This is a genomic window from Noviherbaspirillum sp. UKPF54, from assembly GCF_007874125.1.
Classification (GTDB): domain Bacteria; phylum Pseudomonadota; class Gammaproteobacteria; order Burkholderiales; family Burkholderiaceae_D; genus Noviherbaspirillum.
The window spans coordinates 3,673,928-3,685,886 of the sequence record NZ_CP040128.1; the positions used below are offsets into that span (position 1 = coordinate 3,673,928).

Annotated in this window: 12 protein-coding genes; 6 read left to right on the forward strand and 6 right to left on the reverse strand. The window is 65.2% G+C overall.

Annotated elements, in window-relative coordinates; all coding sequences use genetic code 11:
• Positions 1 to 99 precede the first annotated feature (99 nt).
• Together FAY22_RS17085 and FAY22_RS17090 are read right to left on the reverse strand one after the other, a co-directional pair.
• Positions 100 to 1,011, reverse strand: coding sequence for a Tim44 domain-containing protein (locus FAY22_RS17085; RefSeq protein ID WP_146331387.1), 912 nt, complete (start codon positions 1,009 to 1,011; stop codon positions 100 to 102).
• 141 nt (positions 1,012 to 1,152) lie between these two features.
• Positions 1,153 to 2,166, reverse strand: a complete 1,014-nt coding sequence (locus FAY22_RS17090) for an AI-2E family transporter (protein ID WP_146331389.1) — start codon at positions 2,164 to 2,166, stop codon at positions 1,153 to 1,155.
• 86 nt (positions 2,167 to 2,252) lie between these two features.
• Here FAY22_RS17090 and FAY22_RS17095 point away from each other — a divergent pair, with 86 nt between their 5' ends.
• Complete coding sequence (locus FAY22_RS17095; RefSeq protein WP_146331391.1) at positions 2,253 to 3,365, forward strand: NADH:flavin oxidoreductase/NADH oxidase; 1,113 nt, start codon at positions 2,253 to 2,255, stop codon at positions 3,363 to 3,365.
• A 1-nt stretch (position 3,366) separates the two neighbouring features.
• Here FAY22_RS17095 and FAY22_RS17100 read toward each other — a convergent pair whose 3' ends face one another.
• A complete protein-coding gene (locus tag FAY22_RS17100; protein WP_146331393.1) occupies positions 3,367 to 4,494 on the reverse strand; it encodes a metallophosphoesterase in 1,128 nt (375 codons plus the stop codon).
• Between the two features lie 190 nt (positions 4,495 to 4,684).
• Between FAY22_RS17100 and FAY22_RS17105 the strand changes: the two genes are divergently transcribed.
• Complete coding sequence (locus tag FAY22_RS17105; RefSeq protein WP_146331395.1) at positions 4,685 to 4,888, forward strand: hypothetical protein; 204 nt, start codon at positions 4,685 to 4,687, stop codon at positions 4,886 to 4,888.
• Here the strand turns inward: FAY22_RS17105 and FAY22_RS17110 are convergent.
• A complete protein-coding gene (locus tag FAY22_RS17110) occupies positions 4,878 to 5,234 on the reverse strand; it encodes a hypothetical protein (protein WP_146331397.1) in 357 nt (118 codons plus the stop codon). The two genes, FAY22_RS17105 and FAY22_RS17110, sit on opposite strands and share 11 nt — an antisense overlap.
• Positions 5,235 to 5,452: 218 nt before the next feature.
• Here FAY22_RS17110 and FAY22_RS17115 point away from each other — a divergent pair, with 218 nt between their 5' ends.
• Complete coding sequence (locus FAY22_RS17115; protein ID WP_146331399.1) at positions 5,453 to 6,601, forward strand: SMP-30/gluconolactonase/LRE family protein; 1,149 nt, start codon at positions 5,453 to 5,455, stop codon at positions 6,599 to 6,601.
• 147 nt (positions 6,602 to 6,748) lie between these two features.
• The gene (locus FAY22_RS17120; RefSeq protein ID WP_210411844.1) at positions 6,749 to 7,972 is read left to right on the forward strand and encodes an EAL domain-containing protein; all 1,224 of its coding nucleotides are present in this window, start codon (positions 6,749 to 6,751) and stop codon (positions 7,970 to 7,972) included.
• A gap of 39 nt (positions 7,973 to 8,011) precedes the next feature.
• Here the strand turns inward: FAY22_RS17120 and FAY22_RS17125 are convergent, their stop codons facing one another.
• Both FAY22_RS17125 and FAY22_RS17130 read right to left on the reverse strand, forming a co-directional pair.
• Entirely contained in the window at positions 8,012 to 8,692 is a 681-nt protein-coding gene (locus FAY22_RS17125; protein ID WP_146331401.1) for a TetR/AcrR family transcriptional regulator, read from the reverse strand.
• Positions 8,693 to 8,764: 72 nt separating this feature from the next.
• Positions 8,765 to 9,649 (reverse strand): 3-keto-5-aminohexanoate cleavage protein, encoded by an 885-nt coding sequence (locus tag FAY22_RS17130; protein WP_146331403.1) that lies wholly within the window; start codon positions 9,647 to 9,649, stop codon positions 8,765 to 8,767.
• A 357-nt stretch (positions 9,650 to 10,006) separates the two neighbouring features.
• Between FAY22_RS17130 and FAY22_RS17135 the strand changes: the two genes are divergently transcribed.
• The gene (locus FAY22_RS17135) at positions 10,007 to 10,774 is read left to right on the forward strand and encodes an enoyl-CoA hydratase/isomerase family protein (protein ID WP_146331405.1); all 768 of its coding nucleotides are present in this window, start codon (positions 10,007 to 10,009) and stop codon (positions 10,772 to 10,774) included.
• Positions 10,775 to 10,799: 25 nt separating this feature from the next.
• Positions 10,800 to 11,954, forward strand: a complete 1,155-nt coding sequence (locus FAY22_RS17140) for an acyl-CoA dehydrogenase family protein (protein ID WP_146331407.1) — start codon at positions 10,800 to 10,802, stop codon at positions 11,952 to 11,954.
• The last annotated feature ends 5 nt before the right edge of the window (positions 11,955 to 11,959 follow it).

The window sequence follows — 11,959 nt, forward strand, 5'->3', positions numbered from 1 at the left end:
GTTCCTGCGGCGGCCCTTCCGGGGCGCTGAAATAGATGCGCCGCATAAAAAAAACCGTGCGCGGTTTCCCGCGCACGGTCAAAGAGCCGCAAACGTTGATCAGGACAGCTGCTGAATCCCCGCCAGCACCCAGCCGCCCTGGCCGGACACCGGCTTCGACAGGTTCCACACCTCGGCGAACGCTTCCGCCGGCGCCTGCTCGGATTCCTTGATCAGGCCGCTGAACTTCACGCTGGCCAGATACTCGTTGCCGGTCGTTTCGATACCCAGCAGTTCGGCGTCGAGCGTGACCACGTCGGTATGGTTCGCCGATGCGCCGCGCTCCTGCAGTTGCAGCCGCAGCTCGGCGAACAGTTCCGGCGAGGTGAATTCGCGCAGGTCATTGATGTCGGCCTTGTCCCATACTGCCTGCAGGCGGATGAAATAGGTCTTCGACTGGCGCAGGAAGGCCGCCGTATCGAAGTCCGCGGGCACGCCCCAGGGCGCGGCGCCGGCGCCGGTCACTTGCTCGTCGGCGTAAGCTGCGGTGCGCTGCATCGGTTCGATGCGCGAGCCGATTTCAGGCGTATAGCCGGCCGCCGGCGAACCGGCATAGGCGGAGCGCAACGCGCCGGCATCGCCGTTCTTACGGCGCAGCATGCGGTAGATGAACAGGCCCGCCATCGCCAGCAGGGCGATCATCAGCACGCTGCCCAGCATGCCGCCGAGCGCGCCGCCCAGGCCGAAGTGCGACAGCAGGGCGCCCAAGCCAAGGCCGAGCAGTGCGCCGCCGAGCATGCTCTTCCAGGGGCTGGACGGCTTGGGCGGTACGCCCGGCTGGGCGCCGGCCGGGGCCGCGGGCTTGGGAGCGACGGCGGACTGGCTCTGCACCGGCGCAGCCGACTGGCGGCTGACGCTTTGCGACTGGCGCCCGAACGAACCGCCGCCGCCCATGCGCTTGGCCTGCGCTTCCGTGACCACCATCGACAGCGAGCTGACCGCGATCATCAAACCGATAAACAGCTTTTTCATGCTTCCTCCAGAATAATTCGTGTCATGCGAAAGCCGCCGCTTGCGTCTTTCGCAACAACGCCATCATAGGGGCGCGAGGAAATTTGAAAAAGCGAAGATTACGGAAGGATCACTTCGAAAAAACAGGAACAATGCAATCCGTCACACCAGCTCCCGGTCGCTCAGCTCCTTCTTGATGTATGCGTAGAACACCGGCGCGGCGACCAGTCCGGGCAGGCCGAACATCGCTTCCATGGTCAGCATCGCGGCGAGCAGCTCCCAGGCGCGCGCGTTGATGTGGGAGCCGATGATCTTTGCGTTCAGGAAGTATTCCAGCTTGTGGATGACGACCAAAAACAGCAGCGACGTCACCCCGATGGCCAGCGAATGCGACAGGCTGACGATCACGATCACGCTGTTGGAGATGAGGTTGCCGATCACCGGCAATAGGCCGGCGAAGAAGGTGACCGCGATCATGCTCTTGGTCAGCGGCAGGTGGATGCCGGCCAGCGGCAGCAATATCGCGAGATAGACCGCGGTCAGCGCCGCGTTGATGCCGGCGATGCGGATCTGCGCAAACACGATGCGCCTGAAGGCGTCGTTGAGGTTGACCACGCGCGCATGCAGCGCGGCGGCCAGCGGCTTGCGGTCGGGCGTGGAGGTGGTGTCGTACAGGGCTGCCATGGCGCCGATAGCCATGCCCATCAGCAGATGCGCAATGGTTCGCCCCGCCTCCTGGCCGATGGTCTGCGCGTGCGCGGCGTGCGCGCGCAGCCAGGTGGAAATCATTTCGCGGATCGCTTCCGCACTTTCCGGGATATGCTCCTTGAGCCACGCCGGCATCTGCGGACGCGACGCCTCGACGATGTCGGCCAGCTTTTGCATCAGCACCTGCACGCTGCCGGTATCGCTCTGGAAAAACGACACCGCGCCCCAGATCGCCAGCGACAGCAAGAGGACGATGATCGCCGCCAGCAGGGCGACCGCGATCATGCGCGCGCGCTGGTCGCTGATGTTCTTGCCCAATAGCGGCGTGGGCAGGTGCACCAGCGAATACACCAGCAGCCCGGAAAACAGCGATGCCAGCAAGCCGTGGCGCAGCACGACCACGAGCGCGGCGGCGGCCAGCAGATAAGACGCAACAATGCTTAAATTGGACTTGTTTTGGTCGGACATGTCGGCTGTCGTCGTTGGCGGAAAAGGCGAAGCATACGACATATTCCGGCCGCTTCGCCAGTTCCAACCGTAAAGGAAATATTCTGATGAGCAAACTTTTCTCGCCGATTTCCCTGGGCCCGCTGTGGCTGAAGAACCGCATCGCGATCGCGCCGATGTGCCAGTATTCGGCGCGCGAAGGCGCGGCCACCGCGTGGCACACGATTCATCTCGGGCATCTTGCGCTGTCGGGCGCGGGCATCCTGTTCATCGAAGCGACCGCAGTGGAGCCGGAAGGACGCATCTCGCCGGACGACCTGGGCCTGTGGTCGGAGGCGACCGAACGCGCGCTGGGCGAGGCGCTGGACGCAGCGCGCCGCCATTCGGACATGCCGATCGCGATCCAGCTCGCGCACGCCGGCCGCAAGGCGTCGACCCGGGTGCCGTGGGAAGGCGGCCAGTCGATTCCATCGTCGCAGCCGCGCGGCTGGCAGCCGGTCGCACCCTCCGCGCTGCCGTACGCCGCGCACGACGAGGCGCCGCTGGCGCTGAACGCGGCCGGCCTGCGGCGCATCCGCGATGCCTTCGCGGATGCGGCCAGGCGCGCCGACCGGCTCGGCATCGACGCCATCGAAGTGCACGCGGCGCACGGCTACCTGCTGCACCAGTTCCTGTCGCCGCTATCGAACCGGCGCGAAGACGAATACGGCGGATCGCTGCCGAACCGGCTGCGCTTTCCGCTGGAAGTGTTCGACGCGGTGCGCGCCGCCTTCGGCGCAGGCAAGCCGGTCGGCGTGCGCGTGTCGGCCACCGACTGGGTCGACGGCGGCTGGGACATCGAGCAGACCGTGGCCTTCGCGCAGGAGCTGAAGCGGCGCGGCTGCGCCTTCATCGACGTCTCCAGCGGCGGCCTGTCGCCATTGCAGAAGATCGCGCTCGGCCCCGGCTACCAGGTGCCGTTCGCCGCGAAGATCAAGGCCGAAGCCGGCATGCCGACGATCGCGGTCGGGCTCATCACCGAGGCGCGGCAGGCGGAAGAGATCATTGCCTCGGGACAGGCCGACATGGTGGCACTGGCACGCGGCATGCTGTACGACCCGCGCTGGCCGTGGCATGCGGCCGCGCAACTGGGCGCGCAGGTGGATGCGCCGCCGCAGTACTGGCGCTCGCAGCCGCACGAACTGAAGAACCTGTTTTCAGGCAATACGATGGTGCGTTAGATCACGCACTCACCAGTCTGACCCGCGTGATTTCCGAGGGCGCGCCGAAGCGTTTCGGTGGCCCCCAGTAACCGGTGCCACGGCTGGTGTACACCCACAGCTGGCGCAGGCGGTTCAGGCCGGCGATGTAGGGCTGCTGCATCGGCACGAAGAAATTCCACGGCAAGAACTGGCCGCCGTGCGTGTGACCGGACAGCTGCAGGTCGAAGCCGGCGTCGGCGGCGGCCGGCGCGCTGCGCGGCTGGTGCGCCAGCAGCACCTTCACCGCCACCTGCGGCGCGCCGGCCAGCGCCGCGTGCGGGTCGCTCTTGTGCGACGGGTCGAAATGATGTGCGGTATAGTCGGTCACGCCCGCCACCAGCAACGAGGTACCCTCGTGGCTGAGCACGACGTGCTCGTTCATCAGCACCCGCAGGCCGAGGCGGCTCACTTCGGCGATCCAGTCGTGCGCGTTGGAATAGTACTCATGATTGCCGGTCACGAAATACGCGCCGTGCCTGGCTTTCAGGCGTGCCAGCGGCGCGGTGTGCGGCGCGAGCTGGTGCACGCTGCCGTCGACCAGATCGCCGGTGACGGCCACGAGGTCGGCTTCCAGGCCATTGACCCGGTCGACGATCCTGTCCAGGTAGCCGCGCTTGATGGTCGGCCCGACGTGGATGTCGCTGATCTGGGCGATGGTAAAGCCATGCAACTGCTGCGGCAGGCCGTCGATCGGCACCTCGACATCGACCACGCGCGCCACGCGCCTGGCATTGATGAAGCCGAGCAGGGTCACGGCGGCGGCCAGCAAGGGCACCGCCAGCGCGGAACGGGCCGCCAGTACATCGCCATAGCCGCCGACGATGACGGCGCCCAGCAGCATCAGGTCGCGCAGCAGCGTCAGCACCAGCAGCGACGAAAACACGCCGAGCGCGAGCAGCCCGGCCCAGGCCACGCGGTCGGCCAGCGGCTGGCGCCGGATCGCATGCGACAGCAGGCCGGCGGGGATCAGCAGCACCGAAGCGGCCAACGCGGCGGCACCAGCGGCTTTGAATGCGATGGCGACCGGCATGGCCGGCAACAGGCGCGCACCGATATAGATGTGCAACAGGGCCAGCAGGCCGACAACGGTGAAGGTGCGCAATCGCATTGATGTTTCTTGTTTAAAAGAGAAAAGACTGCCATCCGGCGCGGCAGCGTTACCTGTTATGTCGGGATGAAATGTCGGCGTTCAATAGCCGCCTGCCCGAACTTGCGCCGGCACGCGCAGTCGAAAGGACAACGTTGCTGTCCTGTCATTCCGGCACGCCACTGGCGAACGGCGGCCTACGAGGAAGATCATGCATGCGTATATCGTGAAGACCGGGGATGGATACCTGTATCCGTTCGCCGACGATGTTTCCCTGACCGACAAAGAAGATCAGGCCGGGCATTTCCTGAGCATGGACGAGGCGCACCGGGTTGCCCAAGGACGCGGCTACCGCGAAGGAAGCTATGAAGTCCTCGCCGTCGAGGTGGACGAGCGCAGGCTGATCAGGCAGTAGGCCGCGGCGGAGCGGCGCAGCGTTCCATGACGTCCGATGCCAGAGTGCGCTGGCGCTCGTCGTCCGCATCGACCGTCAGGACGAACGTGCCGCGCCAAACCGGGTCGGAATTATTGTAGGCATCGGTGCGCTCTTCGCGGCTCATGATGAAGGGGCCGGGCGTGCTGCCCGGGCCCGTTCCCCTGTCCTTGGTATCGATCACCGCATTGCCCTCGACCGGGCCCGCTTCGTCCATGGTGGAATCGAGGTGCACGCAGTCGGGGGCAAAGCCTGCCCCGAGAAGCGCATCGCGCGCACGTTGCGCATCCGTGAAGCGATCATAAGCGCGCGCCACTGACTGTCCCATCTTCATTCTCCATTGCATGATCCGCAGAACCAGAGGCAGCCGCGGACATTCGCGCCGCGGCTGCCTCTCTTTTCCTCTCTGACCCGCCGCGCGCGGCTAAGTGCCACCAGGATGCCGGCAGGTGCGCCACAGTTCAAAGTTGCCAATTTTGCATTACTTGCCTACACTGACCAATAGAAATGCAAATTTGATAACTCAGAATATAAAAAGGAGACGTCATGCTGCGCAAAACGCTCGCCGCCCTGTTTTTCCTCGTCCTCACGCTGCTGGCCTATCTCGGGCTGGCGCCGGTGCCGATCGAGCCGGTCGCCTGGAGCGCACCGAAGGACGCCGGCTATGTTGGCCCGTACGGCGTCAACCAAGGGCTGGCCGGCATGCAGAAAATCTCGATCGGCGAAGAAACCGGCCCCGAGCATGTGGCGATTGGCCCGGACGGCAAGCTGTATGCGGCGGTCGCCGGCGGCAAGATCTTGCGCATGAATGCCGACGGCTCTGCGCGCGAAGTCTGGACCAACACCGGCGGGCGCGTGCTCGGCTTCGATTTTGACGCGCGCGGGCGCCTGATCGCGGCCGACGCCATGCGCGGCTTGCTGGGCGTCGATGCCGGCCCGCAGCACCGCATCACGGTACTGACCGACCAGGTCGACGTGGGCGGCGCCGCCGATCCGATCCGCTACGCCGATGCGGTGGTGGTGGCCGGAGATGGCAAGATCTATTTCACCGATGCGTCGCGCCGCTTCGGCCCGGCGCAATGGGGCGGCACCTTCCATGCCAGCGTGCTCGACATCATCGAGCATTCGTCGACCGGCCGCGTGCTGGTCTACGACCCGGCCAGCGGCAAGACCGAGGTGGTGATGAACGACTTGTCGTTCGCTAACGGCATTGCCCTGTCCGGCGACGGTCAATCGCTGTTTGTGGCAGAAACGGGGGAATACCGCATTTGGAAGATTGCCGCCGATGCACGCCAGCTGAGCGCGAAAAAGATCAATCAGGCCGGCGGCGACACGCGGGCGCGCATCCTGCTTGCCAACCTGCCCGGCTACCCGGACAACCTGATGCGCGGCATGAACGGCCGCATCTGGGCCGGCTTTGCCAAGCCGCGCGGCACCGCCGCCGACGATCTGGCAGGAAAGCCATTCATGCGCAAGGTGGCGTTGCGGCTGCCGCAGGCGCTGTGGCCGGTCCCGCCCGCCTACGGCCATGTGATCGCGTTCAATGAAGCCGGCGAGATTGTCGCCGATCTGCAAGATCCGAGCGGCAGCTATCCGGAAACCACGGGGGTGACCGAAACCGAGCAGCGGCTGTATATCCAGAGCTTGCATGCGCCGGTGCTGGGCTGGTTGCCGAAGGATGCGGCAAAGCTGTAACGGGGCAGGCGCAACCGATCGCGCCCGCCTTGCAACGACCGATATGTCTACCCTAAACAGGAACTGCCAAGTTTGCGGCATGGTCAATCTGGATTGACCCGGCGACGCTAGCGTCCCCCGCATTCATGGGCTTACGTCAGACTAGCCATGACCTTACCCAATCTCATGCTCGTGCAACCGCTTGCCGCGCCCGAGGCTGCCAACGGTACTCCCTTGCCCGAGATCATTCATCTGCTTCGACAGCACCTCGGCATGGATGTCGCGTTTCTGGCGGAATTCGTGCGCGGGCGGCGCGAGTTCCGTTATGTGGATACCGACGAGCGCGACTGTACGGTACGTAACGGCGAAGGGTGCACGCTGGAAGAATCGTATTGCCAGCGCATCGTGGATGGCCGCTTGCCCGATCTGATTCCCGATGTTAACGATTTTCCCGAAGCAAAATCACTGTCGGTAACCCGGGAACTCAATATCCAATCCTATCTCGCGGCGCCGATACGGCTGGCCGACGGCACGGTGTACGGAACCTTTTGCTGCTACAGCCATACGCCGGACAATTCGCTCAACGAGCGCGATCTGGCCATGATGCGGATATGCGCCGACATGGCTGCCAGGCAAATCGACCGGGAGCGCCAGGAAAAGCGGAAACGGCACGAGATGGAGGAACGCATCCGCACGGCATTGGCGCAGGACGGCGTATCGATGGTCTACCAGCCGATTTACGCGCTGGCCGAGCGCAGGGTAGTTGGCTTCGAGGCACTGTCCCGCTTCGCCGGCGAGCATGGCAGCCCGCCGGATGTCTTTTTCAACGAAGCTCATGCCGTCGGGCTCGGCATTCCGCTCGAAGCCAGGACCATCGGGCTCGGACTGCGTGGCTTGCAAGAGCTGGCGCCGGAAGTCTATATATCGGTCAACATTTCCCCGGACACCATCCTGAGTCCGGCATTCGATGGCATTTTCCGGGACATGCCGCTTGAGCGCGTCACGCTGGAGATCACCGAACACGCCGCCGTCGACCGCTACCAGGAAATCGCCGACGTGCTGCGCCCGATCCGGGCGCGCGGTTTGCAACTGGCCGTGGATGACGCGGGCGCGGGCTATGCGAGCTTTCGCCATATTCTGGCCCTGGCGCCAGACCGCATCAAGCTCGATTGCAGCCTGACCAAGAACATCGATACCGATCCGGCGCGCCGGGCCCTGATCGCGGCATTCGTGCGCTTTGCCGAGGATACCGCCGCGTCCCTGATTGCCGAAGGAGTGGAAACCGAAAAGGAACTGGAAGCGCTGCTGCAGCTCGGGGTCGCCAAGGCGCAGGGGCACTTACTCGGCCGCCCGATGCCGATCGGGCAAGCAGCGCAGCTGCTGCACGTCTGACTCCTGCGACGAAGCGCCTTCCCGGTCGCGCCGGGGCAGTTATTTGCCGCGCTTTTTCGGCGCGGTGCGCAGGATGAACGTGATCGCCTGCTCGGCCAGTTCCTCGATCGAGATGCCCGCGCCCGGCCGGTACCACTGCGCGCTCCAGTTCAGCGCGCCGAACAGCAGCAGGCGGTCGAGCCCGGTCGGCATGCTCCAGTCGCCGGAACGGTGCAGCGCATCGATCGCCTCGTCCCAGATCGCCTCGTAGCGGCCCATGAGCGCGGTGATCTTCCCGTAGGCGGACTTGTCCAGCGAGCGGGATTCGTACAGCAGCACAGGGATGAAATGATTGTTGGGGCCGAGCAGCGTCTTCAGGTGCGTCGTCACCAGCTGGCGGAACGCCTCGCGCGGCGGCAGCCCCTGGGCCGCGATCGCCTCGATATCCTGCAGCGAGCGCGTCATGCCCTGCTCCATCACCGCCACCAGGATGTCGTGCTTGGTCTTGAAGTGATAGAACCAGCTGCCGGCCTGCATGCCGGCGGCCGCGGCGATGTCGCGCACGGTGGTTTTTTCGTAGCCTTTTTCGCGGAACAGCTTGGCCGATTTCGTGATCAGATCGTTGCGGCGGCTGTCGTCTTCGCTGGTGGAAGGCTGTACGCGGCGGCCGCGCGCGGCCTTCGCCGCCGTGCCTGCTCCGGGCGCCTTGGCGCGGGCAGGCGTCGTCTTCGTGCTGGTCATTGTTCTTTGCGCTCTCATGGCGAAAGGAAGTGTCAGGTCCGCATATTGTAAAGCGCGAATGGTTTTCCTCGCCTATGCGAGTGCCGCCTCGGCCGGGGCGAGGCCCAGCATGTGGCGCGCCTCCTCCACGTTCGCGACTTCCCGCCCGGTGTTGCGCGCGCATTGCGCCAGCGCTTCGACCAGTTGCGCGTTCGAGCTTGCCTTGCCGCCGTCGGGCAAATAGAACGTGTCCTCCAGCCCGGTGCGCAAATGCCCGCCGAGGTCGGCGGCGCGCTGGTGCAGCGGCCAGATATTGGCGCGCCCGATGGCCGTCACCTGCCAGGCGCAGCCGGCCGGAATCAGGCCGGTCAGGATCGGCAGCAGCGCCGGATCGGCCGGCATGCCGGATTCCACGCCCATGACGAAGTTGTAGTGCGCCGGCCCCGGGTACATGCCGGTTTTGACGTACATGTCGACGCAGCGCACGATGCCCAGGTCAAAGCACTCGAATTCGGGCAAGGTGCCGGTGTCGCGCATCGCCGCCAGGAAGGCATCGACCTTCTTCACCGGATTATCGAACAGCATCGGCGGCCAGGCCCAGGTGCCGGCCGAGGTCGCCTTCAGGTAGTTCAGCGAGCCGGCGTTGCAGGCGGCAATTTCGGGACGGATGGCGCGCATGCAAGCCAGCGGCCCCTCGATGTCCGGCCCGACCACGCCGGTGGACTGGTTGAAGATCACGCCCGGGCAGGCTTCGCGGATGGCCTGCGCGATCTCGCTGGCGACCTGCGGCTCCCACGAAGGCAGGCGCCCCATGCCCGGCTGCTGGCTGCGGAAATGCACATGCATGACGGTGGCGCCGGCGTCGAACGCGGCCTTCGCTTCGCGCGCCATCTGCTCCGGCGTGACCGGCACCGGATGCTGGGCGGGGTCGGTCAGCACGCCGGTCAGCGCGCAGGTGATGATCGCTTTCTGATTCATGTCGCTCCTTTCAGAAGACACAGGGCACGGCGCCCAATCTGGGTCAATATTTGCATCAATAATAATTCAATCGCTTGCTTGAATACTAACCGGGGAGCGGATTCGTTGCAATGATTGTTTTCCCTCAATACCGGGGCGCGGGCCCACGCGGCAGTGGCGGCGCCGGAAATAGCCGGCAGCGAAAGGGATTGACGAAAATCACGAGTCGTCGATTGTGTCGGAAATTTTTCACAACACGCCTTTATTCAATCAATCGATTGATTTATTATAAATCCATCGTCCAGCTGCCGCAGGGGCGTTTTGCATCACTGAAGCATCGGAAGCACTCAATCGAAACGACATCGGAGGGAGGGCAGGATGAGCGACGACTTGTTGGTGGAAGTACGCGGGCGCGTGCTGTGGCTGACCATTAACCGCCCGGAGCGGCGCAATGCGATCAATGCCGCCGTGCTGTCCGGCATCCGGCAGGCGCTGGAGGAGGCCGGGCGCGACAGGCAGCTGCGCGCCATCGTGCTTACCGGCGCCGGCGAACGCGCGTTCTGTTCCGGCGCCGACCTGCAGGAGCCCTCCTTCCGCTTCGACTACGCGCAGCCCTATCAGTGGCTGGCCGACCTGCTGCGCACCGCGCGCCGCAGCACCACCCCGATCATCGCCCGCGTCAACGGCGCCTGCCTGGCCGGCGGCATGGGATTGCTGGCGATGTGCGACATGGCCGTGGCCAGCCGCGATGCCGTGTTCGGGCTGCCGGAAGTGAAGGTAGGCGTATTTCCGGCGCAGGTGCTGTCGGTGCTGCAGCACCAGTTGCCGCGCCGCGTGCTGACGGAAATGTGCATTACCGGCGCGACCATCGATGCCCAGCAGGCGCTGGCCTGCGGGCTGGTGAACCACGTGGCCGACGGCGAACTCGACGCCAAGCTCGACTGGCTGCTGGATCGCCTGCTGGACAAGTCGCCGTCGGCGATCCGCCGCGCGCTGTACACGATGAAGCAGATCGAGGCGCTGCCGTTCGAGGCATCGGTCGCCTTTACCGAAAGCCAGATCGGCCTGGCGGCGCTGACCGACGATTTCCGCGAGGGGCTGTCCGCGTTCATCGAAAAGCGCCAGCCGAACTGGACCGGCCAATAAACCGGCAATCAACAGGGGAGCACGCATGTATCAAGCCTTGCCGCCGTCGCGGCATTTCAATGAAGAGCACCGGACGCTGCGCGAGGCGGTACGCCGCTTCGTCGACCGGGAGTTGCTGCCGCATGTCGAGGCATGGGAAGAAGCCGGGGAATTTCCGCGCGCATTGTATGGCCGCGCCGCCGAGCTGGGCCTGCTCGGCCTCGGATTTCCGGAACAATACGGCGGCACGCCGGGCACGCTGTTTCATGCGATGGCGGTAGTCGATGAACTCACGCGTACCGCCTGCGGCGGCCTCTTGGCATCGCTGTTCAGCCATACCATCGGCGCGCCCCCGATCGTCGCCGGCGGCTCGCCCGCGCTGAAGGAGCGTGTGCTGCCGCAGATCTTGTCCGGCAAGAAGATCAGCGCGCTGGCCGTGACCGAGCCCGGCGGCGGCTCCGACGTGGCGAACCTCGCGCTGCGTGCCGAGCGCGACGGCGACCACTACATCCTCAACGGCAGCAAGACCTTCATCACTTCCGGCATGCGCGCCGATTACCTCACCGTCGCGGCGCGCACCGGCGGACCGGGCGCTGCCGGCGTGTCGGCCCTGCTGGTCGAGGGCGATACGCCGGGCCTGACCCGCACGGCTCTGAAAAAAATGGGCTGGTGGTGTTCCGACACCGCGCAGCTGCACTTCGACAATTGCCGGGTGCCGGCCTCTAACTTGCTGGGCCAGGAAAACGGCGCCTTTCCGCTGCTGATGTTGAACTTCAACCGCGAACGGCTTTCCCTTGCCTGGCAAGCCTTCGGGTTCGCGCGCGTCTGCCTGGATGAGGCCTCGGATTGGGCGCGCGAGCGCACTACCTTCGGCAAGCGCCTGGTCGGACACCAGGTGGTGCGGCACAAGCTGGTGGAAATGGCCACGAAGATCGAAGCCACGCGCGCCCTGATCGAGGACATGACGCAGCGTATCGAATGCGGCGAGGCGCCTGTCGCACAAATCTGCATGCTGAAGAACTTCGCCGCGCAGACGATGCAGTTCTGCGCCGACCAGGCGGTGCAGATCCTCGGTGGCATGGGTTTCATGCGCGGCACGAAATCCGAGCGCATCTACCGCGAGGTGAAGGTGAACATGATCGGCGGCGGCGCCGAGGATGTGCTCAACGAGCTGGCCGCGCGCCAGCTCGGCTGGGCTTGACGACC